This window comes from Methylobacterium sp. TK26, from assembly GCF_055361565.1.
The window spans coordinates 1,865,539-1,891,719 of sequence record NZ_CM143965.1; the positions used below are offsets into that span (position 1 = coordinate 1,865,539).

At 68.9% G+C, this 26,181-nt stretch carries 27 protein-coding genes; 12 read left to right on the top strand and 15 right to left on the bottom strand.

The genetic code is table 11. From position 1 onward, the window contains the following. Positions 1–148 precede the first annotated feature (148 nt). Complete coding sequence (locus tag ACXJ1Y_RS09010; protein ID WP_463849699.1) at positions 149–1,042, bottom strand: outer membrane protein; 894 nt, start codon at positions 1,040–1,042, stop codon at positions 149–151. A gap of 593 nt (positions 1,043–1,635) precedes the next feature. Here ACXJ1Y_RS09010 and ACXJ1Y_RS09015 point away from each other — a divergent pair. Both ACXJ1Y_RS09015 and ACXJ1Y_RS09020 read left to right on the top strand, forming a co-directional pair. After that, the gene (locus ACXJ1Y_RS09015) at positions 1,636–3,120 is read left to right on the top strand and encodes a DEAD/DEAH box helicase (RefSeq protein ID WP_463849700.1); all 1,485 of its coding nucleotides are present in this window, start codon (positions 1,636–1,638) and stop codon (positions 3,118–3,120) included. A gap of 208 nt (positions 3,121–3,328) precedes the next feature. Continuing rightward, complete coding sequence (locus ACXJ1Y_RS09020; RefSeq protein ID WP_463849701.1) at positions 3,329–4,387, top strand: GGDEF domain-containing protein; 1,059 nt, start codon at positions 3,329–3,331, stop codon at positions 4,385–4,387. Between the two features lie 15 nt (positions 4,388–4,402). Here ACXJ1Y_RS09020 and ACXJ1Y_RS09025 read toward each other — a convergent pair whose 3' ends face one another. Then, positions 4,403–4,780: a HesB/IscA family protein gene (locus ACXJ1Y_RS09025; protein ID WP_463849702.1), complete on the bottom strand. Its 378-nt coding sequence runs from the start codon at positions 4,778–4,780 to the stop codon at positions 4,403–4,405. A 104-nt stretch (positions 4,781–4,884) separates the two neighbouring features. Further along, positions 4,885–5,874: a threo-3-hydroxy-L-aspartate ammonia-lyase gene (locus ACXJ1Y_RS09030; protein ID WP_463849703.1), complete on the bottom strand. Its 990-nt coding sequence runs from the start codon at positions 5,872–5,874 to the stop codon at positions 4,885–4,887. Positions 5,875–6,011: 137 nt separating this feature from the next. Between ACXJ1Y_RS09030 and ACXJ1Y_RS09035 the strand changes: the two genes are divergently transcribed. Beyond that, positions 6,012–6,215: a hypothetical protein gene (locus tag ACXJ1Y_RS09035; protein WP_463849704.1), complete on the top strand. Its 204-nt coding sequence runs from the start codon at positions 6,012–6,014 to the stop codon at positions 6,213–6,215. Between the two features lie 77 nt (positions 6,216–6,292). Then, positions 6,293–6,583 (top strand): hypothetical protein, encoded by a 291-nt coding sequence (locus ACXJ1Y_RS09040; RefSeq protein ID WP_463849705.1) that lies wholly within the window; start codon positions 6,293–6,295, stop codon positions 6,581–6,583. 61 nt (positions 6,584–6,644) lie between these two features. Here the strand turns inward: ACXJ1Y_RS09040 and lpdA are convergent, their stop codons facing one another. The 8 genes from lpdA to eno all read right to left on the bottom strand — a co-directional run bounded on the left by lpdA (position 6,645) and on the right by eno (position 14,901). Next, entirely contained in the window at positions 6,645–8,084 is a 1,440-nt protein-coding gene (gene lpdA / locus ACXJ1Y_RS09045; RefSeq protein ID WP_463849706.1) for a dihydrolipoyl dehydrogenase, read from the bottom strand. Between the two features lie 12 nt (positions 8,085–8,096). After that, positions 8,097–9,521 carry a pyruvate dehydrogenase complex dihydrolipoamide acetyltransferase gene (locus tag ACXJ1Y_RS09050; RefSeq protein WP_463849707.1) on the bottom strand — a complete coding sequence of 475 codons (1,425 nt, stop codon included), beginning with the start codon at positions 9,519–9,521 and terminating at the stop codon, positions 8,097–8,099. 2 nt (positions 9,522–9,523) lie between these two features. Next, on the bottom strand, positions 9,524–10,108 hold the full coding sequence (locus ACXJ1Y_RS09055) for a Uma2 family endonuclease (RefSeq protein WP_463849708.1): 585 nt from the start codon (positions 10,106–10,108) through the stop codon (positions 9,524–9,526). An 11-nt stretch (positions 10,109–10,119) separates the two neighbouring features. After that, a complete protein-coding gene (locus ACXJ1Y_RS09060) occupies positions 10,120–10,395 on the bottom strand; it encodes a DUF5076 domain-containing protein (protein WP_463849709.1) in 276 nt (91 codons plus the stop codon). 66 nt (positions 10,396–10,461) lie between these two features. After that, positions 10,462–11,901, bottom strand: a complete 1,440-nt coding sequence (locus ACXJ1Y_RS09065; protein ID WP_463849710.1) for a pyruvate dehydrogenase complex E1 component subunit beta — start codon at positions 11,899–11,901, stop codon at positions 10,462–10,464. Positions 11,902–11,957: 56 nt separating this feature from the next. After that, the gene (pdhA, locus tag ACXJ1Y_RS09070; protein WP_463849711.1) at positions 11,958–13,022 is read right to left on the bottom strand and encodes a pyruvate dehydrogenase (acetyl-transferring) E1 component subunit alpha; all 1,065 of its coding nucleotides are present in this window, start codon (positions 13,020–13,022) and stop codon (positions 11,958–11,960) included. A gap of 167 nt (positions 13,023–13,189) precedes the next feature. Further along, on the bottom strand, positions 13,190–13,501 hold the full coding sequence (locus ACXJ1Y_RS09075) for an FtsB family cell division protein (protein ID WP_243955999.1): 312 nt from the start codon (positions 13,499–13,501) through the stop codon (positions 13,190–13,192). 110 nt (positions 13,502–13,611) lie between these two features. Beyond that, on the bottom strand, positions 13,612–14,901 hold the full coding sequence (eno, locus tag ACXJ1Y_RS09080; protein ID WP_463849712.1) for a phosphopyruvate hydratase: 1,290 nt from the start codon (positions 14,899–14,901) through the stop codon (positions 13,612–13,614). Positions 14,902–15,079: 178 nt separating this feature from the next. Here eno and queF point away from each other — a divergent pair, with 178 nt between their 5' ends. Further along, on the top strand, positions 15,080–15,532 hold the full coding sequence (gene queF / locus ACXJ1Y_RS09085; protein WP_463849713.1) for a preQ(1) synthase: 453 nt from the start codon (positions 15,080–15,082) through the stop codon (positions 15,530–15,532). Positions 15,533–15,596: 64 nt separating this feature from the next. On the opposite strand, the gene ACXJ1Y_RS09090 is transcribed toward queF, so the two are convergent. Further along, positions 15,597–15,908 (bottom strand): hypothetical protein, encoded by a 312-nt coding sequence (locus ACXJ1Y_RS09090; RefSeq protein WP_342164981.1) that lies wholly within the window; start codon positions 15,906–15,908, stop codon positions 15,597–15,599. A 363-nt stretch (positions 15,909–16,271) separates the two neighbouring features. Here ACXJ1Y_RS09090 and ACXJ1Y_RS09095 point away from each other — a divergent pair, with 363 nt between their 5' ends. Then, complete coding sequence (locus ACXJ1Y_RS09095; protein ID WP_463849714.1) at positions 16,272–16,943, top strand: class I SAM-dependent methyltransferase; 672 nt, start codon at positions 16,272–16,274, stop codon at positions 16,941–16,943. A 1-nt stretch (position 16,944) separates the two neighbouring features. Here the strand turns inward: ACXJ1Y_RS09095 and kdsA are convergent, their stop codons facing one another. Beyond that, positions 16,945–17,790 carry a 3-deoxy-8-phosphooctulonate synthase gene (gene kdsA, locus ACXJ1Y_RS09100; protein WP_463849715.1) on the bottom strand — a complete coding sequence of 282 codons (846 nt, stop codon included), beginning with the start codon at positions 17,788–17,790 and terminating at the stop codon, positions 16,945–16,947. A gap of 9 nt (positions 17,791–17,799) precedes the next feature. Then, positions 17,800–18,270, bottom strand: coding sequence for a hypothetical protein (locus tag ACXJ1Y_RS09105; protein WP_463849716.1), 471 nt, complete (start codon positions 18,268–18,270; stop codon positions 17,800–17,802). A 74-nt stretch (positions 18,271–18,344) separates the two neighbouring features. Here ACXJ1Y_RS09105 and ACXJ1Y_RS09110 point away from each other — a divergent pair, with 74 nt between their 5' ends. After that, positions 18,345–19,343: an alpha/beta fold hydrolase gene (locus ACXJ1Y_RS09110; RefSeq protein ID WP_463849717.1), complete on the top strand. Its 999-nt coding sequence runs from the start codon at positions 18,345–18,347 to the stop codon at positions 19,341–19,343. On the opposite strand, the gene ACXJ1Y_RS09115 is transcribed toward ACXJ1Y_RS09110, so the two are convergent. Beyond that, the gene (locus tag ACXJ1Y_RS09115) at positions 19,340–20,518 is read right to left on the bottom strand and encodes an amidinotransferase (protein WP_463849718.1); all 1,179 of its coding nucleotides are present in this window, start codon (positions 20,516–20,518) and stop codon (positions 19,340–19,342) included. The genes ACXJ1Y_RS09110 and ACXJ1Y_RS09115 overlap by 4 nt on opposite strands. A 213-nt stretch (positions 20,519–20,731) precedes the next feature. Here ACXJ1Y_RS09115 and ACXJ1Y_RS09120 point away from each other — a divergent pair, with 213 nt between their 5' ends. From ACXJ1Y_RS09120 to hpnK, 5 genes are all read left to right on the top strand, one after another. Further along, positions 20,732–21,865, top strand: coding sequence for a flippase-like domain-containing protein (locus ACXJ1Y_RS09120; RefSeq protein WP_463849719.1), 1,134 nt, complete (start codon positions 20,732–20,734; stop codon positions 21,863–21,865). After that, a complete protein-coding gene (locus ACXJ1Y_RS09125) occupies positions 21,856–22,491 on the top strand; it encodes an MlaC/ttg2D family ABC transporter substrate-binding protein (RefSeq protein ID WP_463849720.1) in 636 nt (211 codons plus the stop codon). The genes ACXJ1Y_RS09120 and ACXJ1Y_RS09125 overlap by 10 nt, the downstream gene beginning before the upstream one ends. Before the next feature lie 51 nt (positions 22,492–22,542). Beyond that, positions 22,543–23,748 carry a bacteriohopanetetrol glucosamine biosynthesis glycosyltransferase HpnI gene (hpnI, locus tag ACXJ1Y_RS09130; RefSeq protein WP_463849721.1) on the top strand — a complete coding sequence of 402 codons (1,206 nt, stop codon included), beginning with the start codon at positions 22,543–22,545 and terminating at the stop codon, positions 23,746–23,748. A gap of 45 nt (positions 23,749–23,793) precedes the next feature. Then, the gene (gene hpnJ, locus ACXJ1Y_RS09135; RefSeq protein ID WP_243955977.1) at positions 23,794–25,227 is read left to right on the top strand and encodes a hopanoid biosynthesis associated radical SAM protein HpnJ; all 1,434 of its coding nucleotides are present in this window, start codon (positions 23,794–23,796) and stop codon (positions 25,225–25,227) included. Positions 25,228–25,329: 102 nt separating this feature from the next. Then, positions 25,330–26,169: a hopanoid biosynthesis-associated protein HpnK gene (gene hpnK, locus ACXJ1Y_RS09140; protein ID WP_463849722.1), complete on the top strand. Its 840-nt coding sequence runs from the start codon at positions 25,330–25,332 to the stop codon at positions 26,167–26,169. Positions 26,170–26,181 lie beyond the last annotated feature (12 nt).

The window sequence follows — 26,181 nt, forward strand, 5'->3', positions numbered from 1 at the left end:
CCCGTCTCGAGCGCGGGCGCCGGTCAATCGGCCTGTTACGGCGCGGGTTCCTGTGCGCGGCGTCGCACCGGGTGCCCCTGAAACGAAAAAAGCCCGGCCGAATGGCCGGGCTCCCGAAGCCGCGGCCGAAGCCGCGGCGGTTGAGGTCTTAGTACGAGCCGAACTTGTAGTTCACGCCGGCGCGGACGACGGCGAACTCGGTGTCGCGGCGGGTGTTGGCCGGGCCGGAGACGAGGGTGACGCCGGGGGTGGTGGTGGAGACGAGGGCGCCGCCGATGTTCTGGGCGAACGAGCCGGCGGTGCGGCGGTTCTGCTCGAGGTTCACGTAGAGGCCTTCGACCTTCAGCGTGACGGCCGAGGAGCGGAAGAAGTTCAGGAACGAGTCGGTCGGGAGAGCGTACTCGACACCGCCGCCGACGGCGTAGCCGGTCTGGAAGTCATCGGAGTTGACGCCGGTGCCGAACTGACGGCCGCCGCCCGAGCCGTAGGCGAAGCCGCCGGTGGCGTAGACGAGGGTGCGGTCGAAGGCGTAGCCGAGGCGGCCGCGCACGGTGCCGAAGTAGTCGAGGCCCGAGAGGCCGTTCGGGTTGAACACCAGGGTGCCCGGGATGATGGCGGAGCCGTTGGCGCCGATGGCGGAGAAGCGGTTCCGCTGGCGGCCGAAGTCGGCGTACTGGGCGTCGGCTTCGATACCGACGACCACGCCCGAGCCCGGGGTGAACTGGTAGTTGTAGCCGATCTGACCGCCGCCGACGAAGCCTTCGTTGTTGTTGGAGTTCGAGAAGGCGAGGACGCCGCTCTGGAGGGTGTTGCCGGTCGCGAAGATGGCGTTACCGGGGGAGACGCCGACGACGGTCGGGGCGCGGCTGGAGGAGGCGTCGAAGCCGTAACCGGCGTTGAAACCGGCGTAGAAGCCCGTCCAGGTGAAGACCGGAACCGGGGTGAAGACCGGCGGCGGGGCGGCGCGGCGCGGCAGGTCGGCGGCCGAGGCAGCGGCGGTCAGGCCGGCGAGAACGGTCGAAGCAAGGAGAAGCTTTTTCATCGGGGTACCAAATCCTGGGTTGGCTTAGGCCAGCGGCCTTCTAGGCGCTTGCGGCGAACGGGTCTGTCGCTTTCCTGCAACAAGCAGGGTCAGATTAGCCATGTCGGGTCAACGAAAGGTGAAGGTTATGGAGACGTAACACTGGCCCAGGACCAATGTGCTCTGCCGCACAGAGGCACCATTCGAAGTGATGGTGCCTGAACTATCGTTCCGTTCCAATTGAGATTGAGGCGAAACCGCGGCGGGCCTGATCGAACATTTCATTCGGTCGAGGCGCAGCGCCGCAGGGGCAACGTTTTATTTTAGGACGCCGCGGCACCCGGCCTCGCGCGCGGCGCTAGCATTTGCTTAACTCCTGGAGCTCCGCCCGCTCAAACGGCGTAATGCCACGCTTCTACAGGGTAAACGGGCGGCGCTGCCCGCGTCATCCCGCCCTTCCGACGCCCTCAAGATTGACAAGTCGACGCAAGGCTCTAGGTGATGCGGTAATCGCTCGGCGGCCGCGGTTGTGCCCGTGCGTCCGCTCAATCCCGGATCGTTGCCGCGACGATGTCCATCGCGCCGGCCGGGTGCGTGAATGTTGCCGACACGAAATGCCGTTCTCCGATCTGGGACTGAGTGAGAAAGTCCTGCAGGCCGTTACATCGGCCGGTTATACCGAGCCGACGCCGATCCAGGCGCAGGCCATTCCCCACGTGCTGGCGCGCCGCGACGTCCTGGGCATCGCCCAGACCGGCACCGGCAAGACGGCGGCGTTCACGCTGCCGATGCTCACCCTGCTGGAAACCGGCCGCGCCCGCGCCCGGATGCCGCGCACGCTCATCCTCGAACCGACCCGCGAACTCGCGGCCCAGGTGGAGGAGAGCTTTGAGCGCTACGGCACCAATCACAAGCTCAACGTCGCGCTGATCATCGGCGGCGTGTCCTTCGCCGATCAGGATGCGAAGCTGACGCGCGGCACCGATGTGCTCATCGCCACGCCCGGCCGCCTGCTCGACCATTTCGAGCGCGGCAAGCTCCTGCTCACCGGCGTCGAACTCCTCGTCATCGACGAGGCCGACCGGATGCTCGACATGGGCTTCATCCCGGACATCGAGCGCATCGTGAAGATGGTGCCGTTCACCCGGCAGACGCTGTTCTTCTCGGCAACCATGCCGCCGGAGATCGAGCGGCTGGCGGACATGTTCCTGCATACACCGCAGCGGGTCGAGGTGGCGCGTGCCTCCTCCACGGCCACCACCATCACCCAGCGCCTCGTCGCCACCTCCGGTGAGGACCACGCCAAGCGCGACCGCCTCCGCCGCCTGATCCGCGCCGAGGACGGGCTGACCAACGGCATCATCTTCTGCAACCGGAAGCGCGATGTCGCGATCCTGCAGAAATCCCTGGTGAGCCACGGCTTCGATGCCGCCGCCCTCCACGGCGACATGGACCAGCGCTCCCGCACCGCCGCCCTCGACGCGTTCCGTAATGGCGAGACGGCCCTGCTCGTCGCCAGCGACGTGGCCGCCCGGGGCCTCGACATTCCGGCCGTGAGCCACGTCTTCAACTTCGACATCCCCCGGCACCCGGAGGATTATGTCCACCGCATCGGCCGCACCGGCCGCGCGGGACGCGCCGGCGCGGCCTTCACCCTGGTGAGCCCCGAGGACGACCGGTCGCTCAGTGCCATCGAGGCGCTGATCGGCCAGCCGATCCCGTGGTTCGACGGCGACCTGACGACCGTCACCCCGTCGGATTCCGAGCCGCGCAGCCGCCATCGCGGTCGTTCGAGCGAGGGCCGTCGGAGCAGCCGGGGCGGCGAGCGCGGCGGCCGCGAGGATCGCGAGCGCAAGGAGGCCCGCGAGCCGCGTGAGCCGCGCGCGGCGCGTGAGCCCCGGTCGGAGCCCCGCGAGCGTGCCGCTCCCCGCGCCGAGGCGACCCTCACGCCGAAGCCCGAGCAGACCCGCCGGGAGGCCCCCCGCCGGGAGAACCGGCGCGCCCCCCGCGAGGAGAACGACACCGACACGCCGGTCGGGCTCGGCTCGCACGTGCCGGCCTTCCTCCTCCGCGGGCCGAGCGTGAAGCGCGAGCGCTGAATCTTGGCGGCATCCGCCGAGATTGTTTTGGTCATCGGCGAAATTGTGCTGTTGAGCGCCCGTATCAGTCCAACGCGCTAAAACGGTGCGGCTCGATCAAAGCCGGTCGAGCCCCGGCGCCTTTAACTGGGCGTGTACAAAGTTTTGCTACAACCCTGCCGATGAGGCGATGCCCGAGCGGGCAAGCTCGCCCCGATGCGGGTTGAGGATGAGCCAGGACGCTTTCCCTGATCGTGACCGGTCCTTCGCCTTGGCGAAGCGAACGAACGAGCTCATGCGGGACTACGGTCCCTCGGCCACGCCGAGAGCCTATGCCGTGTGGTACACCTACGTCTCCGGCGAGGTGCCGCTGCTCAACGACGCCGTCAAACGGATGACGGCCGAGAGGGGGCATCTGACCGAGATCGACGTCGATCATTTACATGAGAGCTACCTCGACGGGCAGCGCCGGGCGACGGATGCGAGCGTCGTCAGCAAGACTGTGCTCGCCGAGCTGGCGGCGGTGAGCGAGGTGCTGGACCTCTCCCTCGGCTCCACGCAGCAATACGGCGAATCCCTCTCGACCCTGACGCATGACCTCGCGCAGGCGCAGCTCAGCCGCGCCCGCCTTGCCGAGATGGTCGCCTCGCTGGCGGCGGCGACGCGGGAGGTGGTGGCCGACAACCGCGTCCTCGAAGCGCGCATCCGCGAGAGCCGGGACGAGGTCGAGAGCCTGCGGGAAAAGCTCGAAGCCACCCGCACCGAGAGCCTGACCGACCCGTTGAGCGGCCTCTCCAACCGCAAGCATTTCGAGGAGATGATGCACGCGGCCGTGGCCGAGGTGCGGGCCGGCGGCCGCCTCAGCGTGATCGTCGTCGATATCGATTACTTCAAGCGCTTCAACGACCAGTTCGGCCATCTGACCGGCGATCAGGTGCTGCGCCTGGTGGCCGTGGTGATGCGCGAGAGCGTGCAGCCCAACGCGCGCCTGGCCCGGTTCGGCGGCGAGGAATTCGGGATCATCCTGCCCGGTGCCAACCGCCTCGACGCCGTGCAGATCGCCGAGACGATCCGGTCGAGCATGATCGGCCGGGAGCTCGTGAAGCGCTCGACGGGCGAATCCCTCGGCAAGGTGACGGTGTCGCTCGGCGTGGCCGAGCACCGATCCGGCGACACGCCGGCCTCGCTGCTGGAGCGGGCCGACCTGTGCATGTTCGCCGCCAAGCGCGGCGGCCGCAACCGCGTGGTGGACGACGCCTCGATCTCGGCGCCGTCCCAGGCCGCCTGAGGGCGGCCCCGCCCCTCAGGCTGAGGCAGGCACCAACTCAGGCGAGACGGGCGTGATGGCCACGGACTCGCCGCAGCCGCAGGCCGAGGTCTGGTTCGGGTTGTTGAACACGAACTGCGACGCGAGCTTCGTGGTGGTGAAGTCCATTTCGGTGCCGAGCAGGAACAGCACGGCCTTCGGGTCGATGAAGACCTGTACGCCCCGGTCCTCGACCACGTCCTCGCCGGGCTTGCGCCCCTCGGCATATTCCATCGTGTAGGTCATGCCGGCGCAGCCGCCGTTCCGCACGCCGACGCGCAGGCCCGCCACGGGCTTGTCGGCCTCGGCCATGATCGCCTTGATCTGATCGGCGGCGCGATCGGTCAGCGAGAGAACCTTGAAGTTCGCAATCATCGTCTCTCTCTCCGGCCCGAACGGGTTCAAGGCCCGTGGGACGTGGGGTGTCGTGTCCGCCTAAGATAAGCATCCCCGCCGTCCGGGTCCACACGATCCGACGCTCAGGCGGGCGGCGAGACGAGACGCGCGAAAGACGCGATGTCGACATTGCCGCCGCTAATGACGATGCCGACCCGCTTGCCCGCGACGTCGAGCTTGCCGTGCAGCACTGCCGCCGCCGCGAGGCATCCGGTGGGCTCTGCCACGAGCTTCATCCGGGCGGCGAAGAAACGCATCGTCTCGACGAGTTCGGCATCGCTGACGGTGACGATGTCGGTGACGCGTTCGCGGATGATCGGGAAGGTGAGGGCGCCAAGATAGGTCGTCTGCGCCCCGTCCGCGATGGTGCGCGGCACCGGGATCGTCACCACCCTGCCCTCATGGAACGAGCGGCGCCCGTCGTCGCCCGCTTCTGGCTCCACACCGTAGATCGCGATGCCGGGGGAGAGTTCCGCCGCCGCCAGGGCGCAGCCGGCCAATTGCCCTCCCCCGCCGAGGCAGGCGACCAGCATGTCGAGGGGGCCGGTCTCCTCGATGAGTTCGAGGGCCAGGGTCCCCTGCCCCGCGATGACGTCGGGATGGTCGTAGGGCGGGATCAGGGTCAGGCCCCGCGCCTGCGCGATCTCCCGGCCCAGCACCTCGCGGTCCTGGCTGTAGCGGTCGTAGGAGACCACCTCGGCGCCGTAGCCGCGGGTGGCCTCGACCTTCACCTGTGGGGCGTCCTCCGGCATCACGATCACCGCCGGCACGCCGAGCAGGCGGCTCGCGAGGGCGATGGCCTGGGCGTGGTTCCCGGACGAGAAGGCGATGACGCCGCGCCGACGCACCTCCTCCGGGAGGGCGCTGATCGCGTTGTAGGCCCCCCGGAACTTGAAGGCCCCGCCCCGCTGCAGGTTCTCCGCCTTAAAGAACAGGCTTGCCCCGCTCATCGCGTCGGCGGTGCGGGAGGTGAGCACGGGGGTGCGGTGCGCTTTACCCGCGATGCGGTCGGCGGCACGCTTCACATCCGCGAAGGTCGGCAAGGCGGGCGTATCCGTGGCCGGGACGGGCATGGTGAGACTCTCGTAGACCGACTGGCCGCCCCGGGAACCCGAGCGGAGCCATTAGCGTCGCCGTGGATTATCTCCCGTATGGGGGAGCACACAATGGCACGGGTCGAACGACAGCAGGCATTCGCATGGATGCCGGCATGACGCGGGACGAGACCCGTCTGTCCGGTACGCCCGTCACCTTCCGGGGCCGGGGGCTCGGGCTGCGCCTCGGCGCGCGGCTCCTGGTCCTCGTCTGTCCCCTCTGCTCGCAGCGCAACGCGGCGCGCGGCGCCGAGCGGGGGATCTGCGAATGGTGCGCCTACGTCCCGTCCGAGAAGGACGAGGATCCCGCCAGGAAATGAACGGCCTCGCCCCCGGGGGCGTTACTCCCGCAGAGCCCTCGCTCGAGGGACTACATAAATATCACGGAGACGCAGCCATGAAGACCACCACCCTCCTCGCCGCCGCCGGCCTGCTTGCCCTCGGCACCAGCGCGTTCGCGGCCGAGAGCGGCCCCAGCACCCAGAGCACCACCGGCAACGCCGTCGGCCGGATGCAGGGTTCGCCGAACGCCGCCGGCTTCGGCAAGGGCGAGACCACCGGCAGCACCCCGGGTGCGTCGAGCGTCGCGCCGGGCCACGAGATGAAGGGCGACGGCAAGATGCACGGTTCGCCCAACGCCTCCGGCTTCAACGGCGGCCAGGGCACCTCCGGCGCCACCGGCCGCTGATCCCTCGACCGTAGAAAAAGAAACGGCCGCCCCGAGGGGCGGCCGTTTCCGTGTGCGGTGGTCAGGTGTGGATCACCTTGCCGTAGGCGTCGAGGACGCTCTCGTGCATCATCTCGCTGAGCGTGGGGTGCGGGAACACCGTGTGCATCAGCTCTTCTTCGGTGCTTTCGAGGTTCATGGCGACGACGTAGCCCTGGATCAACTCCGTGACCTCGGCCCCGACCATGTGCGCGCCGAGGAGTTGGCCGGTCTTGGCGTCGAAGACGGTCTTGATCATCCCGTCCGGCTCGCCGAGCGCGATGGCCTTGCCATTGCCCGCGAAGGGGAAACGGCCGACCTTCACCTGGAAGCCCTGCTCCTTCGCCTTGGCCTCGGTGAGGCCGACGCTGGCGATCTGCGGCTGACAATAGGTGCAGCCGGGGATCTTGCCCTTGTCCATCGGGTGGGTGTGCAGGCCCTTGATGGTCTCGATGCAGATGACGCCCTCGTGCTCGGCCTTGTGGGCGAGCATCGGTGGTCCGGCGACGTCGCCGATGGCGTACAGGCCCGGCACGTTGGTGCGGCCGAGCCCGTCCGTGACGATGCAGCCCCGGTCGGTCTTCACCCCGAGCTTCTCGAGGCCCAGATTCTCGATGTTGCCGACGACGCCCACCGCCGAGATCATCTTCTCGGCCATGATCTGCTGGCTCTTGCCGTCCCCGCCCTCGATGGTGGCGGTGATCGAGTCGGAGGCCTTCTCGACCTTCGTCACCTTGGCACCGGTGAGGATCTTGATGCCCTGCTTCTCGAACCGCTTGCGCGCCATGGCGGCGATCTCGGCATCTTCCACCGGCAGGATCTGCGGCAGGACCTCGACCACCGTCACCTCGGCGCCCATCGTCTTGTAGAACGAGGCGAACTCGATGCCGATGGCGCCGGAGCCCATCACGAGCAGGCTCTTGGGCATCGTCTCGGGGACCATGGCCTCGTAATAGGTCCAGATCTGCTTCTTGTCGGGCTCAATGCCCGGCAGGGCGCGGGGCCGGGCGCCCGTCGCGACGATGATGTGCTTGGCCTGATAGGAGCCCGCGCCCTTGGCACCCTTCGGCGGTTCGGCGCGCTTGCTCTCCTTCACCGTGACCTGGCCGGGCTGGTTGCCCTTGGCGACGGACTCGACCGTGGCCTCGCCCCAGATCACGTCGACCTTGTTCTTCTTCAGCAGCATGCCGACGCCGCCGTTGAGGCGGGCCGAGACGCCGCGCGAGCGCTTCACGATGGCGGCGGTGTCGAAGCCGACCTTCTCCGCCGTGAGGCCGTATTCCCCCGGATGCTGGAAGTAGTGGAAGATCTCGGCCGAGCGCAGCAAAGCCTTGGTGGGGATGCAACCCCAGTTCAGGCAGATGCCGCCCAGGTGCTCGCGGTCCACCACGGCGGTCTTGAAGCCGAGCTGCGCGGAGCGGATGGCGGTGACGTAGCCGCCGGGGCCGGCGCCGATGATGAGGACGTCGTAGGTCTCAGACATGAAGGGCTCTCCTCAGACGAGCATTCCCATCGGGTTCTCGATCAGCCCCTTGAAGGCCGAGACCAACTCCGCGCCGAGCGCCCCGTCGAGGACGCGATGGTCGCAGGAGAGGGTGCAGGTCATCACCTGCACGACGGCCGGCGCCCCGTCCTTCACGACGACGCGCTTCTCGCCCGCGCCCACCGCCAGGATGCTCGATTGCGGCGGGTTGATCACCGCCGTGAAGTGCTTGATGCCGAACATGCCGAGGTTCGACACCGAGGTGACGCCGCCCTGATACTCCTCGGGCTTCAGCTTCTTGGCGCGCGCGCGCGCCGCGAAATCCTTCATCTCCTTCGAGATGGTCGAGAGCGTCTTCTCGTCGGCGCGGCGGATCACCGGGGTGAACAGGCCGCCGTCGATGGCCACCGCGACGCCGACCTCGGCGTGCTTGAAGCGCAAGATCCGGTCCTCGGCCCAGACCGCGTTGGCGGCCGGAACGCGGGTGAGGGCGAGGCCCATCGCCTTGATGACGAAGTCGTTCACCGAGAGCTTGAAGGCGGGCTTGCCGTCCTTGTCCTTGCCGGCCGAGCCGTTCAGCGTCTCGCGCAGCGACATGAGCGCGTCGAGTTCGCAATCCACCGTCAGGTAGAAGTGCGGCGCCACCTGCATCGCCTCGGTGAGGCGCTTGGCGATGGTCTTGCGCATGCCGTCGAGGGGGACCTCCTCGTAGGCATCCTTGGCGTAGAAGCCCTTGACCTGATCCGTCGTGAGACCGGCGGGCACGCCGCCCGCGGGAGCCGCCTTCGGCGCGGGGGCCGCCGCCTTCGGGGCTTCGGCAGGGGCGGCTTGAGGCGCGGGCGCCTTGAGGCCGCCGCCGGCCTTCGCCGCCTGGACGTCACGGGCGATCACGCGGCCATGGGGGCCGGTCCCCTGGATGGCGCCGAGGTCGATGCCGTCCATCTTGGCGAGGCGCCGGGCGAGGGGCGAGGAGAACACGCGGCCCCCCTCCCCGCCGGAGGCTGGCGGCGCGGAGGGCTGGCCGGCGGCCGGGTTCACCGCCTTGGCGGCGTCGGGCGCCTCGTTCGAGCGCGCATAGGACATCTGGGCGTCGTCGTCTGTCTTGGCGTCGGCCTTCGGCGCCTCGGCGGAGGCCGCCTTCGGGGCCTCGGCCTTGGCGTCGCCGCCGGGGGCCTGGACGCTGCCCGGATCCTCGCCCTCGCCCGCGATGAGGGCGATGAGGTCGTTCACCGGCACGTCGTTCGTGCCCTCGGGCACGATGATCTTGGCGAGGACGCCCTCATCGACGGCCTCGACCTCCATGGTCGCCTTGTCGGTCTCGATCTCCGCCAGCACGTCGCCGGACTTGATCGAGTCGCCTTCCTTCTTCAGCCACTTGGCGAGGTTGCCCTTCTCCATCGTCGGGGACAGGGCGGGCATCAGGACGTTGATCGGCATGGTCAGGTCTCGGGCGTGGCCGGATCGGCGAAGGGGAAGAGATCGTCGAAGGGGAATGACACGGCGTCGAAGGGCGCCAGCGAGACGGGCTCGCCGCCGACCACCGTTCCGAGCAGGAGCCACCGGCCGCCGGTCAGCGCGAACCCTTCGAGGGTGCGCTGGTCGGGGTCGAGCAGCCAGAGATGGCCGATTCCGGCCTCGGCATAGATCCGGCGCTTCGGCCCGCGGTCGAGCCGGAACGTCGAGGGTGAGAGGATCTCGCAGGCCCAGTCCGGCGGGGTCGTGATGAAGGCACCCTCCGGCTCGGTGGGCATCCGCTCCCGGCGCCACCCGGCGAGGTCCGGCACGACGACATGCGGACCGATATGCAGTTCCGGCTCGGCCATGAAGACCCAACCGCCCGGCCCGCCACGGCCACGGCCGAAGGGCATCTGCAACTCGGCGCCGAGGCTCACGGACAGCGACGCGTGCCTCGGCCTCGGGCGCGGATGCGTCTCCAGCGTTCCATCCACGATCTCGGCGACGAGGTGCGGCGGCACCGCTGCGAGGTCGGCGTAGGTGGCGAGGCGCGGAGCCGCCTGGGCCATGCGGGCCCCCGTCAGTTGAAGTCGCCCGGAGCGAGGCATTCCGCCTCGATCGCGGCGCGGATCCGCTCGAACGCCTCGTCCTCCGCCATGTCGGTATCGACCGCGTAGGCACGCGCCGCCTGCCGGGCGAGATCGACCAGCAACCGGCCCCAGGTCGCCGGATCGTCGAAGGAGCGGCGCAGGGCGACGCTCACCGCGCCGTCCACCACCGCCGCGCGCAGCACCTCGACGCCGCCCTGTTCGAGGGCGTCGGGCGGTGCGGCGAGTTCGGCGAAGTTCGCGCTCATCGGACGGGACCGGGTTGCGTTGTCCCGCCGGCGGGGCGGGAGGACGGGGTGACGGTGGGCCGAGCCCTACGACTTGTAGCAGACGGCCTTGGCCGCCTCGATCACCTCGCCCACGTTCGGGAGGGCGAGCTTTTCGAGGTTGGCGGCGTAGGGCATCGGCACGTCCTTGCCCGTCACCCGCAGGACGGGGGCGTCGAGGTAGTCGAAGGCATCGACCATGAGCCGCGCCGAGATTTCGGCGCCGACGCCGGATTGCGGGAAGCCTTCCTCGACGGTGACGCAGCGGCCGGTCTTCTTCACCGACGCGAGCACCGTGTCCGTGTCCATCGGGCGGATGGTGCGCAGGTCGATGACCTCGGCCTCGATGCCCTGCTCGGCCAGCGCCTGCGCGGCCTTCAGGGCGTAGGTCATGCCGATGGAGAAGGAGACGATGGTCACGTCCGACCCCTGGCGGTGAACGCGCGCCTTGCCGATCGGCAACTGGAAGTCGTCCAGCTTCGGCACCGGGAAGGACTGCCCGTAAAGGATCTCGTTCTCGAGGAAGATCACCGGGTTCGGGTCACGGATCGCGGCCTTGAGCAGGCCCTTGGCATCGGCGGCGGTGTAGGGCGCGATGACCTTCAGGCCGGGCACGTTGGAGTACCACGCGGCATAATCGTGGCTGTGCTGGGCGGCGACGCGGGCCGCCGCGCCGTTGGGGCCACGGAACACGATCGGGCAGCCGAGCTGGCCGCCGGACATGTAGAGGGTCTTGGCCGCCGAGTTGATGATCTGGTCGATCGCCTGCATGGCGAAGTTGAAGGTCATGAACTCCACGATGGGCTTCAGCCCGGCCAGGGCGGCGCCGACGCCGATGCCGGCGAAGCCGTGCTCGGTGATCGGGGTGTCGACCACGCGCTTGGCGCCGAATTCCTGCAGCAGGCCCTGAGTGATCTTGTAGGCGCCCTGGTACTCGGCGACCTCCTCGCCCATCACGAAGACATCGCCGTCGCGGCGCATCTCCTCGGCCATGGCGTCCCGCAGGGCCTCGCGGACGGTCATCGTGACCATCTCGGTGCCGGCGGGGAATTCCTCCATCACCGGGTCCTTCGCCTTGGCGGTGATCGTGGCCGGAGCGGCGGGGGCGCGGGGCGCGTCGTCCTCTGTCTTGGCGATCGTGGCCGGCTTGTCGCCGCCCTGCTCGACGGAGGTGTCGTGGCCGTTCGCCTTCGGCGCCTCGGCCGGCGGCTTCCCGCCCGATGAGGCGGCCGATTCGACGTCCTCACCCTCCTCCGCGATGATCGCGATCGGGGTGTTGACGGCGACGCCCTCGGTCCCCTCGTCCACGAGGATCTTGGCGAGGACGCCCTCGTCCACCGCCTCGACCTCCATGGTCGCCTTGTCGGTCTCGATCTCGGCCAGCACGTCGCCGGACTTGATCGGGTCGCCGACCTTCTTGAGCCATTTCGAGAGCTTGCCCTCCTCCATGGTCGGAGACAGGGCGGGCATGAGGATATCGGTCGCCATGGTGAGTTCTTCGCGTCGCTCTCGTACGGGGGCGGCCTAGGGGTTCGGCGGCGCGGTCAGGCGCCGACTTCGAGCAGGATGTCGGTCCACAGCTCGGAGGGATCCGGCTCCGGATCGTTGGTGGCGAACTCGGCCGCCGCGTTCACCGTCTCGCGGACCTTGGCGTCCGTCGCCTTGATGTCGGCCTCCGGCACGCCGTGCAGTTCGAGCAGGCGCTTGCGCACCATCTCGATCGGGTCGTGCTCGTCCCGCATCTTCGAGACCTCGTCCTTCGTCCGGTACTTGGCCGGGTCGGACATGGAGTGGCCGCGATAGCGGTAGGTCTGCATCTCGAGGATGAAGGGGCCCTTGCCCGAGCGGGCATGCTCGATGGCGCGGCTGGCGGCCTCGTGCACCGTGCGGACGTCCATGCCGTCCACCGACTCGCCGGGGATGCCGAAGGAGAGGCCGCGCTTCGAGAAGTCGGTCTGCGCCGAGGCGCGGGCGACGGAGGTGCCCATCGCGTAGCGGTTGTTCTCGATCACGTAGACGACCGGCAGCTTCCAGAGGGCCGCCATGTTGAAGCTCTCGTAGACCTGGCCCTGGTTGGCGGCGCCGTCACCCATGTAGGTGAGGCTCACCTTGCCGTTGCCGCGGTAATGGTCCGCGAAGCCGAGGCCGGTGCCCAGCGAGACCTGCGCGCCGACGATGCCGTGGCCGCCGAAGAACTGCTTCTCGCGGCTGAACATGTGCATCGAGCCGCCCTTGCCGCGGCTGTAGCCGCTCCGACGGCCGGTCAGCTCGGCCATCACGCCCTTCGGCTCCATGCCGGTGGCCAGCATGTGGCCATGGTCGCGGTAGCCGGTGATGACCTGATCGCCGACCTCGGACGCCATCTGCATCCCGACCACCACGGCTTCCTGGCCGATATAGAGGTGGCAGAACCCGCCGATGAGGCCCATGCCGTAAAGCTGGCCGGCCTTCTCCTCGAAACGGCGGATCAGCAGCATCTCATGGTAGGCGTGAAGGTCTTGGTCGCGGGTGAATTGCGGCATGTTCGGAGCCGGCTTGTGGGCCTCGGCCGCCGATGCCGACGACGGGCCGGCAGCGGGCTCAATCTTGGCCGTCTTGCCAGCTTCCATGTCGCTTCTCCCGCACTCTCGCTGTCGTGAGGCGGGTGTAGGCTAGGAACTGACCGAAAGCGAGGCCCGCCCCTCTGACAGGCAAGCGCCGATGTCAGAGCGCGGCGCAGCAAATCCACAGGGCTGTAGCGGATTGCCGGCTACAGCCGCGCGTGCGGCAAGAACTCTCAAGGATCGATGATGACCACGTCGTTGGCGTGGACGCGGCCCAGCACGATCCTGGCCCGTTCCTCCAGCAGGTCGCGGTCGATCTGGTCGCTCTTCAGCAGGGCGACGCGATGCTCCCAGACGGCGCGCTCGGCCTTCACCGTCGCGAGTTCCTGGTTGAGCCCGAAGGCCCGGATCTTCAGCGCCCGCTTGGCTTCGAGGCCGCGATTGCCGCTCTCCGCCTGGACGATGAAGTAGCCGCATACCAGGGCCGACAGGGTCCAGAGACCCAGCGGCAGCACGATCATTCTGACGCGGCGGCGGACAACCATGCGGGAACACTGGCGCGGGAAGGTTAACGGCTGGTTGCCGTCCGCCCCCAAACGAAAAGGCCCCCGGCGCCGCGTGGACGCCGGGGGCCTCTGTTCGGCCGAGGGAGCGGTCAGCCCTGCGCGATCTGCTTGATCGCGCCGCGCCCGGCATAGAGCGCCTGCGGGCCGAGGCCCTCCTCGATGCGGATGAGCTGGTTGTACTTGGCCAGTCTGTCCGAGCGGGCCAGCGAGCCGGTCTTGATCTGCCCGCAATTCGTCGCGACCGCGAGGTCGGCGATGGTCGAATCCTCGGTCTCGCCCGAGCGGTGGGACATCACTGCCGTGTAGCCAGCGCGCTGGGCCATATCGACGGCGGCCAGCGTCTCGGTGAGCGAGCCGATCTGGTTCACCTTGATGAGGATCGAGTTGGCGGTGTGGTTGGCGATGCCGCGCGACAGGCGCTCGACATTGGTGACGAACAGGTCGTCCCCCACCAGCTGGCAGCGGGTGCCGACCTTGTCGGTGAGCAGCTTCCAGCCCTCCCAATCGTCCTCGGACATGCCGTCCTCGATGGACACGATCGGGTACTTGCCGACGAGCTCGGCGAGGTAATCGACCTGGGCGGCGATGTCCCGGGTCTTGCCCTCGCCCTCGTAAAGGTAGGCGCCGTTCTTGAAGAACTCGGTGGCCGCGCAATCGAGCGCCAGGGCGATCTCGGAGCCCGGCTTGAAGCCGGCGGCCTGGATCGCCTCCATCACGAAGTCCAGGGCAGCCTCGGCGGAGGGGAGGTTCGGGGCGAAGCCGCCCTCGTCACCGACATTGGTGTTGTGCCCGGCCTTCTTGAGGGCGCCCTTCAGGGTGTGGAACACCTCGGAGCCCATCCGCACCGCCTCGGCGATCGAGTCGGCGCCGACCGGCATGATCATGAATTCCTGGAAGTCGATCGGGTTGTCCGCATGGGCGCCGCCGTTGATGATGTTCATCATCGGCACCGGCAGGACGCGGCCCTGCACGCCGCCGACATAGCGGTAGAGCGGCAGGCCGGAGGCTTCCGCCGCCGCCTTGGCGACCGCGAGCGACACGCCGAGGATGGCGTTGGCACCGAGCCGGCTCTTGTTGGCGGTGCCGTCGAGCTCGATCATCGCCTCATCGACGGCGACCTGATCCTCCGCATCCATGCCGCCGATGGCGTCGAGGATTTCGGTCTGCGCGGCCTCGACCGCCTTCAGGACGCCCTTGCCGAGGAAGCGGGACTTGTCGCCGTCGCGCAGTTCCATCGCCTCGTGGGCGCCGGTCGAGGCGCCGGAGGGAACCGCCGCGCGGCCGAAGGAGCCGTCCTCCAGCAGCACATCGACCTCGACGGTCGGATTGCCGCGGCTGTCGAGGATTTCACGGGCGCTGATATTGGTGATCGCGGTCATGGTTGTCTCCCCGAGGGCCGCGGGCCGTTCGTCGCGTCGGCCCAACGGCCACGCGTCGCGGGCGGCTTATCCGCCATGCTCGGCCCCCCGGCAACCCGGCGCCGCCCCGCTTCCCGGCGAAATCTTTGCGAATGCCGCTCAAGGCTTTCCAAAGCCGGTCCCCACGCTATAGGGGGCCATGACCAGCACAACCGACCTTCAGTTGGGGCAGGCGACCCCCCTCCCCCAGAATCCCGAGGAAGCCCGGCTCGACCGGGTGCCGAATCCCCATGCGGACACGGATTACGTCGCCCGCTTCACCGCGCCGGAATTCACCTCGATCTGCCCGGTGACGGGCCAGCCGGATTTCGCGATCCTCGTGATCGACTACGTGCCAGACGAATGGCTCGTCGAATCGAAGTCGCTGAAGCTTTATCTCGGCTCGTTCCGCAACCACGGCGCCTTCCATGAGGATTGCACCGTCACCATCGGGAAGCGCCTCGTGGCGCTGCTCGCGCCGCGCTACCTGAGGATCGGCGGCTACTGGTACCCGCGCGGCGGCATCCCCATCGACGTGTTCTGGCAGACGGGTACGCCCCCGGCCAATATCTGGCTGCCGGAGACCGGCGTCGCGCCCTATCGCGGACGCTGACGGCGCGCATGAAAAAAGGGTGGCCGGCTCGCGCCGACCACCCCTTCAATTCTGCGGCTGGAACTTAGTAGCCGTAGCCGTAGGCCGGGGCACCGTAGCCATAGCCGTAAGCCGGGGCGCCATAACCATAGCCATAAGCCGGGCGGCCGTAGCCGTAGGCGTCACGGGCCGCGCCGGCGGCGATCGCACCGGCCGCGAGGCCAGCGATGCCCAGGCCGACAGCCGCGCCGGTCCCGATGCCGCGACGACCGCCGTAGTAGCCGTGATGCCCGTAACCGCCGTGGAAGCCGTAGGGGCGCGCCTCGGCGCCGGTGGTGGCGGCAATGCTGCCGACAGTCAGAGCGGCGGCGGCGGTGATGAGAGCAAACTTGCGCATGGTATCCTTTCTCGATCACTGATCGATGCTGCTCCAATAACGTGGGGGCAGCATGGGGGTTCCAAAGGATTCACGGCGCGTTTCTTAACGCTCCAAAATCATGAACGCCTGTTCATCGCGCGATCACGTGCGAATTCGAGGGGCGATGCCTGCGCCGTGCTCACCGGAAGCTGCGCCGTTGGGGGCAGGGACTTGCCGGCATTGGACCGGCGCCGACGGATGCTCAAACGCCATTCGGCGGACGGATCCCTGCACACGGCGATTTGATCGAAACCCGATCCGGCCTGGGCGGGGTGCGCGGAAACGCGAACCGGCGCATAGGTTAAGACGCGCCGGGCATCGGCGTGCCGGAGTTCGGGTCCGATGGACGCCCTCACGCTCATCCGCGAGACCTTCGCGCCCCTCGCCGACCGGGCGATCCTCGATATCGGCTGCGGGACGGGCACCCTCGCCCGCGCGCTCAGCGAGGACGGCGCGGCCGTGACCGGCATCGATCCCGGTGCGGAGGCTCTTGCCAAGGCGCGCGGCCTCGTTCCCGCCGCGCGGTTCGAGGCGGCCTCCGCCGAGGCCCTGCCCTTCGGAGAGGGGCAGTTCGACGGGGCGGTGATGCTGAATTCCCTGCATCACGTCCCCGATCCGGCCGGGGCGCTGGCCGAGGCGGCACGGGTGCTGCGGCCGGGGGGCCGGCTGGTGGTGATCGAACCGCTCGCCTCCGGCACGTTCTTCGACGCGCTGAAGCCCATCGAGGACGAGACCGCGATCCGCGCGGCGGCGCAGGCGGCCATCGCGCAAGCCATCTCGGAGGGGGCTTTCGCCTGCGAACGTGACCTTACCGTCGAGCGGCGGGAATCCTTCGCGGATAGCGAGGCGTTTTTCGCCCGCGTGACCGCCGTCGACCCCGACCGGGCCAGGGCGATCCGGGAGCGGCGCGATGTGATCGAGGCGGCCTTCTCAAGCGCCGCCGCCAGGGGTGAGGACGGGCGCTTCGCCCTGGTCCAGCCCCTGCGGATCCACGTGCTCCTGCTGAGGGCCTAGATCAGAGGCCCTTCGCGAGCCTGTCGAAGGCGATCAGCTGTTCGAGCAGGGCCGGCATGTCCTTCAGGGCGACCATGTTCGGCCCGTCCGAGGGGGCGCGGTCCGGATCGGGATGGGTCTCGATGAAGACGCCGGCCACGCCGACCGCCACCGCCGCGCGGGCGAGCACGGCCACGAATTCCCGCTGCCCGCCGGAACTGCCGCCCTGGCCGCCCGGCTGCTGCACGGAATGGGTGGCATCGAACACCACGGGCGCGCCGCCCGTGACCTCAGCCATGATCGGCAGGCTGCGCATGTCCGAGACGAGAGTGTTGTAGCCGAAGGAGGCGCCTCGCTCCGTCACGATGACGTTCGGGTTGCCGGCCTGCGTCACCTTGGCGGCGACGTGCTTCATGTCCCAGGGGGCGAGGAACTGGCCCTTCTTCACGTTCACCACCCGCCCCGTGGCGGCGGCGGCGAGGAGAAGGTCGGTCTGGCGGCAGAGGAAGGCCGGAATCTGCAGGATGTCCACCGCCTCGGCCACGGGGGCGCATTGGGCGGCATCGTGCACGTCGGTGAGGACCGGGAGCCCCAGGGTCTCGCGGATCTCGGCGAAGACCGGCAGGGCGCCGTCCATCCCCATCCCACGCGCGGCGCCGCCGGAGGTGCGGTTCGCCTTGTCGAAGGAGGCCTTGAACACGAGGCCGATCCCGAGCCGCGCCGCCAGCTCCTTGAGGGCGGCGGCGATCTCCAGGCCGTGCTGGCGGCCTTCGAGCTGGCAGGGCCCCGCGATCAGCGACAGGGGCAGGTGGTTGGCGAAGGCGGCGTCGCGGGCGCGGACGACGGGGCCGGTCAGAACGTTCGACATGGCGCGGGTCTAGCCGGCATGGCGCCGACGGGAAAGAGCGGCGGGGGCGATCCGGCAGACGGTGAGATCCCCGGCGAGCGCATCCTGGCGGGGGCCGGTCTCGCACAGCATCAGCGCCCGGCCGGTGGCGCCCCGGCGGGGGGCGTCGGCGAGCAGGCTGTCCTGATGGAGGTTCAGCGCCAGCACCTCGGCCCGCTCGGCATCGGCGCCGGTCAGCGCCCGGGCGGCGAGGCCGACGAGCGCGAAGTAAGCCTTGTCCGGCTCGCGATCGAGGGAGGCGAGGGTGATCCGCGCCGGCGCTCGGCAATCGAGGCTCATGCGCTCGGCATCCTGCGCCCGGAACACCGCGTAGGCGCCGGTACGGCCGGCGAGCGACGCGCCGGTCACGCGGATGACCTTGGCCGTCAGGACATCGCAGGCATCGGCCGCCGCAGCCGGTGTGGCGGCGAGGAGGCCGGCGATCATGAGAAATCGGATCATCGGGTCTGTCCGGAGGGGGCTTTCCTCCCGCTCTTATAGGGCGATGTGATGGGCCGGTCCCCTCCGGAGTGCTCATGCCCCGTTTCGCCCTCGCCCCGGCCCTTCTCGCGCTGAGCCTTGCCGCCCTCCCCTGCCGGGCGGAGACGGCCTACGGGCCGGAACTCGAAGGGTTCGACTACCCCTTCCCGGTCGAGCGGTTCGCCTTCACCTCGCAGCGCCAGCCCCTGCAGATGGCCTATCTCGACGTGAAGCCAGACAAGCCGAACGGGCGGACGGTGGTGCTGCTGCACGGCAAGAACTTCTGCGCCGCGACCTGGGAGGGGCAGATCCGGGCCCTCACTGGGGCCGGCTACCGGGTGGTCGCGCCGGACCAGATCGGCTTCTGCAAATCGAGCAAGCCGGGCGCCTACCAGTTCACCTTCCGGCAACTGGCGGAGAACACCCACGCCCTTCTCGAGAAGCTCGGCATCGAGACACCCATCGTCGTCGGGCATTCGACCGGCGGGATGCTCGCCGCCCACTACGCCCTGCTCTACCCGAAGGAGGTCGCGCGGCTGGTGATGGTCAATCCGGTCGGCCTGGAGGATTGGAGCGCCAAGGGCCTGCCCCCCGTCTCCATCGCCCGCTGGTACGAGCGCGAATTGAAGACGAGCGCGGAGTCGATCCGCAAGTATGAGACCGCGACGTACTACTCAGGCCATTGGGATGAGCGGTACGAGCCCTGGGTGCAGATGCTGGCCGGGCTCTACGCGGGCCCCGGCAAGGAGGCCGTCGCCTGGGATTCGGCGCTGCTCTACGACATGATCGTCACGCAGCCGGTGGTCTATCGCTTCCCGCAGATCGCGGTGCCGACGCTGCTGATGATCGGCCAGAAGGACACCACCGCCATCGGCAAGGACCTCGCCCCGCCGGAGGTGCGGCCGACGCTCGGGCATTACCCCGAACTCGGCCGCGCGGCCGCCAGGGCTATCCCCGGCGCCCGCCTCGTGGAGTTTCCCGAGTCCGGCCACGCGCCTCAGATGACCGAGCCGGAGGCCTTCAACCGGGCGCTGATCCAGGGGATCGGCGACTAGAAGTACGATTGCAGCGTGCCCCGGCGGCGCACGTCGAGCGTGGCGCAGTGGAACGAGCCGCCGAACGGGCCGTAGCTCAGGAACGGCGCGGGGATCGGGTCGAAGCCCCAATCCTTCAGCGCCTTGATGAGCGTCGGCTGGCTCTGGTCCACGACGATCTTCTTCTCGGTGATCGCCAGCACGTTGATCGAGGTCCAGGGCGAGCACATCGAGATCTTGCTCATGAAGCCCTCGACCGGGTCGGGGCGCGGGGCGATGAGGACGTCCCATTTCTTGAGCACGGCCGGCAGCCGCTCGACATCGACGTAATCCGGGTTCACCAGCACCTTGCCCGGCGCCAGCGGCATGAACGACGAGTCGATGTGCATCGGCTGCGGGCAGCGGCTCTCGATCTCGTGGATGCGGAAGCCCGAGCCCAGGTGGCGGCGCAGCCACTCGATGCCCATCAGGTTCGTGACGTTGGAGCGGGTCACGAACAGGTCGCGGCCGCAGCGCACGAAGTCGGCGGCGTCGAAGACCGGCTCGAACTCGTTCACTGTGAACTGCATGGGCTCGCCGGCCTTCAGGTTCGGCACCCGGTAGTCGTAATTGTAGAGGTCGTCCGTAAGCTGCGGGCGCGGGGCCGAGGTCCAGCGGGCGCCGTTGCGGAAGTATTCCTTGAACAGCGAGCGGTAGGCGTCACCCTCGAAGTAGCGGGAACGCCAGCACATCGGGCTCTCGATGATCTCGTCGCCGATGACGAGGTACGGGTCGCGCGGGCAGGCCACGCAGAACCCGCGCGAGGACCAGCGCGGCGCCTTGAACTTGCGCGAGAAATCCACCGCGTCAGGACGGCGCACCTTCACGCCCTCGCCCGCGAGGATGGTGATGAAGTTGTCGAGCTCGGCCTGCGCGAGCTTCTTCATGAACTTCGGATACTTCCAGCCCGAAGCCAGCCGGTAGAAGGGCTGGGCCGCCCGCGGCAGGTTGAAGATGACCGTGAGATGGTGGGTCGGAATCGTCGCCCCGTCGAGGGAGCCGACGATGACCTCTTCCAGCGGATCCCACTCGTTCCACGCCATCACGGGCGAGTGCGGCGCGGGCGTGGAAGGCTCCCGCGAGTGGGTCGAGTAACCGTCGACTCGCGCGGATTCATCCACGGCCTCGGCGGCCGTGATGGGTGATTCGCGGTCCATGACGTGTGCCCCTTCTGCGACGTTTCGCGGTCTCATGTCCGGGACGTCAGGCCCGGTCGCCGCTTTGCCCCTCGGTGTAGCAAACGGGTGATAGACAGCGCTCATCCATGCTGCAACGTGGCGGAATAGCTTGTCGGGGCCGCGCCGACCTATTTCCGCCGCGACCGTGACCGATTTCCCGCATCAAGCCATTTGCGAGCTTGAAAGACGAAGATGAAGCGTCTCACGACACTGGCCTCGATTGCCGGTCTCTGCACGGTCGTGGGCCTGTTCGCGTCCTCGGGACTTGAGGACGTGTCGGCCGCCGTTGCGAGCGCCGGATGGGGCGCCCTCCTCGTCGTGCTCGCGAGGATCGTCGCCGTCGCCTGGGCGGGACTCGGCTGGTACGTCGTCTTCCCGAAGGCGCCCACGCCCCTCCTGCGCGACTGCATCTCCCTGCGTTTCGTGCGCGAGGGCATCAACACGCTGTTGCCGGTGGCGACGGTGGGCGGCGACTTCGTCGGCGCGCGCCTGCTCGCCAAGCGCGGCGTCAGCGGCGCCCTGGCCGGCGCGAGCATGTTCGTCGACCTGATGACCCAGGCGGTGACGCAACTCGTGTTCACCGTGCTCGGGCTCGGGCTGCTGATCTGGCTCGTCGGGGACGGGCCGGTCGCCCGCACCGTGTCGGGGGGCGTCGCCCTGGCCGTGCCGGCGCTGGCCGCCTTCTACCTGATCCAGCGCCGGGCCGGGCACCGGGTGATCCAGGCGCTCGTCAACCGCTTCGCCTCCGGGCGCGAATGGCGGGCGCTCGGCGCCGTCGACCAGCTCTATGACGGCCTGCGCCGGCTCTACGGCGCGCCGGGGCGGGTCTTCGCGGCCATCGTCGTCCATTTCGGCGGCTGGATCATCGGCACCCTCGAAGTCTATCTGTGCCTGCACTTCATGGGCTATCCCGTGGACTTCATGCAGGCGCTCGTGATCGAAAGCCTCGCGCAGGCGGTGCGTGGCGCGGCCTTCGCCGTGCCCGGCGCCCTCGGCGCGCAGGAGGGCGGCCTGATCGCCCTGTGCGGCCTGTTCGGCATCCCCGCCGAAGCGGCGCTGGCCCTCTCGCTGGTGAAGCGCTTCGCCGATCTCGGCGTCGGCCTGCCGAGCCTGCTCCTCTGGCACCGCACCGAGGCCGCGATCCGCGCCAGGGGCGAGGACGAGACGGAGGAGGCCGAAGCCGAATCCGACCCGGACGGGGCGATCCGCTTCTCCCGCCGGCCCAAGCCGACGACCCATGCGGCGACCCTCGGTCCGTTCTACAGCTATGCCCCGCCGCGCATGGGCGCCCGGCTGGACGAGAAGGACCTGAAGAAGTGCGCTTGATCCGCCGCTTCGCCGTCGCCGCGATCCTGGCCCTGCCCCTCGCCGCCCCCGCCCTGGCGGGCGACGAGGCCGCGATCCAGAACGTGCGCGACTTGTATGCCGCCTTCTCCGGCGCGGTGAAGGACGGCGCGGGCCCCCTGCCCGCCCGGGTCGAGGCCGTGACCCCGGTGATCGACAAGGTCTTCGACTTCCCCGCCATGGCGCGCATCGCCGTGGGCTCGAAATGGTCGGGCTTCACCCCCGAGCAGCAGCAGGCGCTGACCAAGGCGCTCAAGCGCAGCCTCACCGTGACCTACGCGAACCGCCTCAGCCAGGCGGCGGGCGGCCGGTTCGAGGTGATGCCGAAGATCGAGATGCGCGGCGCGCAGCGCGTCGTTCCGACCAAGGTCACGACGGTCGGCGGCGACGATTCCGAGGTCGACTTCGTCGTCAATGCGGACGATAGGGTGCAGGACGTGCTCCTGAACGGCGACGTGAGCGAGTTGGCGGCGCAGCGCACCCTGCTGTCGAAGCCGCTGGCGAGCGGCGGCGCGGACGGGGCGGTCAAGTTCCTCAACGAGCGGGCCGAGGGCATGCTCGCCGCGAAGCCCGCCTCCAAGCCCGCCCCCGCCAAGCCCGCCCAGTAGTCGCCGCCCGCAACGCCGCAGCCGGCGGCCGGACATTCACGGACCCGACGGATGGATCTGACTTCGCTGGCGTCGCAGGCGCTGCTCTGGCTATCGCCGCTCTGCCTGCTCCTCGCCGGAGCGGGGTGCCTGTACGGGCTCGCGGCGTCGTTCTTCGTGGGCCGCTTTGGCGCCCGCCGCATCCCCGCCCTCCCCGGTGAGGTGAGGCCGGCGGTGACGGTGCTGAAGCCCCTCTGCGGGCTGGAGCCGAACCTCTACGAGAACCTGGAGACGGTGCTGCGCCAGGATTATGCCGGCGCGGTGCAGGTCGTCTTCGGCGTGCAGAACGCGGGCGACCCCGCCATCGGCGTGGTCCGGGCGTTGCGCGAGGCGTACCCCGACGCGTGGATCGACCTCGTGATCGATGCGCGGCAGCACGGGTCCAACCGCAAGGTCTCGAACCTCATCAACATGGCCGAAGCGATCGCCCATCCGGTGATCGTGCTGGCCGACAGCGACATGGTCGTCGCGCCGGATTACTTAGAGCGCATCGTCGCCGAACTCGCCCAGCCGGGCGTGAGCGGCGTGACTTGCCTCTATCATGGCGTGCCGGCCTTCCCCGGCTCCATGGGGCAGCTCTCGGCGCTGGCCATCGACGTGCAGTTCCTGCCGAACGTCGTGATGGGGCTGAGCCTCGGCCTCGCCAAGCCGTGCTTCGGCTCCACCGTCGCCTTCACCCGCGAGAGCCTGGACGCGGTCGGCGGCTTCCGCCGCTTCCGCAACGACCTCGCGGACGATTACGCCATCGGCGCCGCCCTGCGCGGCCTCGGCGGGCGGATGACGATCCCGACCTTCACCATCGGGCATACCTGCGTCGATACCGAGCTTCACGGCATGTGGAAGCACGAGCTGCGCTGGAACCGCACGATCCGCACCGTGGATCCGGCGGGCTATGCCGGCTCGGTCGTGACCCACGCCTTCCCGCTGGCGCTGATCGGCGCCGTCCTGCCGGGCGCGGGCACCCTGTCGCTGGTGGTGGCGGCGAGCGCGCTCGCCAGCCGCATCCTGCTCTGCCGGCAGGTCGAGCGGGCCTTCCGCCTGCCGCCGCACGCCTACTGGCTGTTGCCGATTCGCGACATCCTCTCCTTCATGAACTTCTCCTGTGCCTTCCTCTCGGGGTCGGTGACATGGAAAGGTCACGATTATCACGTGGTTGCGGACGGTACGCTGATCCCCGACGCAGACCTCGGCCGCGATGCCGGGGCTCCGACCGCCTGATCCGCCCGACCCTGCCACTGGCTCAGCATTGAGGCCTTGAACCCCATGCGCACGCTTTTCCTCCAGGCCCCCACCTTCGACGGGTTCGACGGCGGCGCGGGCTCCCGCTACCAAGCCAAGCGCGAGATCAAATCGTTCTGGTACCCGACTTGGCTCGCCCAGCCGGCCGCCCTCGTGCCGAACTCGAAGCTGATCGACGCCCCGCCGCACAACATCAAGCTGTCCGAGATCGTGGCCCAGGCCAACGACTTCGACCTCGTGGTGCTCCACACCTCGGTCCCGTCCTTCAAGTCCGACGTGAAGACGATCGAGGCGCTGAAGGCCGCCAACCCGAAGCTGATCGCCGGCCTGATCGGCGCCAAGGTGGCCGTGGACGCCGCCGGCGCCATGGCCCAGGCCCCGGTGGTCGACTTCTGCGCCCGCAACGAGTTCGACTTCACGGTCAAGGAAGTCGCCGACGGCGTGCCGATGGCGCAGATCAAGGGTCTGTCCTATCGCGATGCCAACGGCACCGTGGTCCATAACGAGGACCGCGAGATCATGACTGATATGGACCAGCTTCCCTTCGTCACCAGCGTGTACAAGCGCGATCTGGAGATGGAGAAGTACTTCATCGGGTACCTGAAGCACCCCTACATCTCGTTCTATTCGGGCCGTGGCTGCAAGAGCCGCTGCACCTTCTGCCTGTGGCCGCAGACGGTCGGCGGGCACACCTACCGCACCCGCTCGGTCGCGCACGTGATCGAGGAGATCAAGTACTGCCTGAAGGAGTTCCCCCAGACCAAGGAGTTCTTCTTCGACGACGACACCTTCACCGACAACCTGCCGCGCGCCGAGGAGATCGCCCGCGAGCTCGGCAAGCTCGGCGTCACGTGGTCGTGCAACGCCAAGGCGAACGTGCCGCGTGAGACCCTGAAGGTCCTCAAGGAGAACGGCCTGCGCCTCCTCCTCGTCGGCTACGAGTCCGGCAACCAGCAGATCCTTCACAACATCAAGAAGGGCATGCGCGTCGAGGTGGCCGAGAAGTTCACCCAGGATTGCCACGACCTCGGCATCGCCATCCACGGCACCTTCATCCTCGGCCTGCCGGGCGAGACGAAGGAGACGATCCAGGAGACGATCGCCTTCGCCAAGCGGATCAACCCGCATACGATCCAGGTCTCCCTGGCGGCGCCCTACCCGGGCACCTTCCTGTACAAGCAGGCGGTGGAGAACGGCTGGCTCGATATCGAGAACGCCGAACTGGTCGATGAGAACGGTGTGCAGGTCGCCCCGCTGCACTACCCGCACCTGTCGCACACCGAAATCTTCACCTCGGTGGAGGAGTTCTACAAGAAGTTCTACTTCCGGGCTCCGAAGATCGCCTCCATCGTCAGCGAGATGGTGCGCTCGCCCGACATGATGAAGCGCCGCCTGCGCGAGGGCGTGGAGTTCTATCGCTTCCTCAAGGAGCGTCAGGGCACCGCGAAGGCCGCGTAAGGCTGACAATGGGGCCGGGGCCTCGGCTCCGGCTGTGTGCGGGGCGCTGCCCCGCCCCCCGCGAGAGGGCTCGCCCTCTCGACACCCATGACCGGGGGCAAGGTGAAGCGTCTCGTTGTCACTGCGGATGATTTCGGGCTCAGCACCGAGGTCAACGAGGCCGTCGAACAGGCTCACCGTGAGGGGATCCTCACGGCTGCCAGCCTCATGGTCTCCGCTCCCGCCGCCGCCGATGCGGTGGCGCGGGCCAAGCGTCTGCCCTCACTCAGGGTCGGGCTACATCTCGTGCTGGTCGAGGCGTGGCCGACCCTGCCGCCCGCCGCGCTTCCCGATCTCGCCGGGCCGGATGGCCTGCTGCGGGCCGACATGGCCAAGCTCGGTCTCGATTTCGCCCGCCGGCCCGCCGCGCGGCGCCAGCTCGCCGCCGAGATCGAAGCGCAGTTCGAGGCCTACCGGGCGACCGGCCTGCTCCTCGATCACGTCAACGCCCACAAGCATTTCCACGTCCACCCGCTGATTGCGGGCGCGGTGCTGCGCATCGGCCGGCGCCATGGGATGCGCGCGATCCGGGTGCCCCGCGAGCCGCGTGAGATCCTGCGCCGCGCCGAGCCGGAGGCACGCCCCCGCGCCGCCCTCGACAGCGCCCCCTGGGCCGCCCTGCTCGCCGTACGCGCCCGTCAGGCCGGCCTGCTGATCCCCGACCGGACCCTCGGCCTCGCATGGTCCGGCGCGATGACGCCGTCGCGTGTGGCCGGGCTCCTCGCCCATCTGCCGGATGGCCTGACGGAGCTTTACACGCACCCGGCCACCGGCGGCGGCTTCCCCTGCGAGGCGCCGGGCTACCTCTACGCGCAGGAGCGCGATGCGCTCATCGCCCCCGCCAGCATCGCCGCCGCGCAGGCGTCGGGTGCCGTTCGAGGCGGGTTCTCGGACTTCCTGTAGGCCATCCCGCTC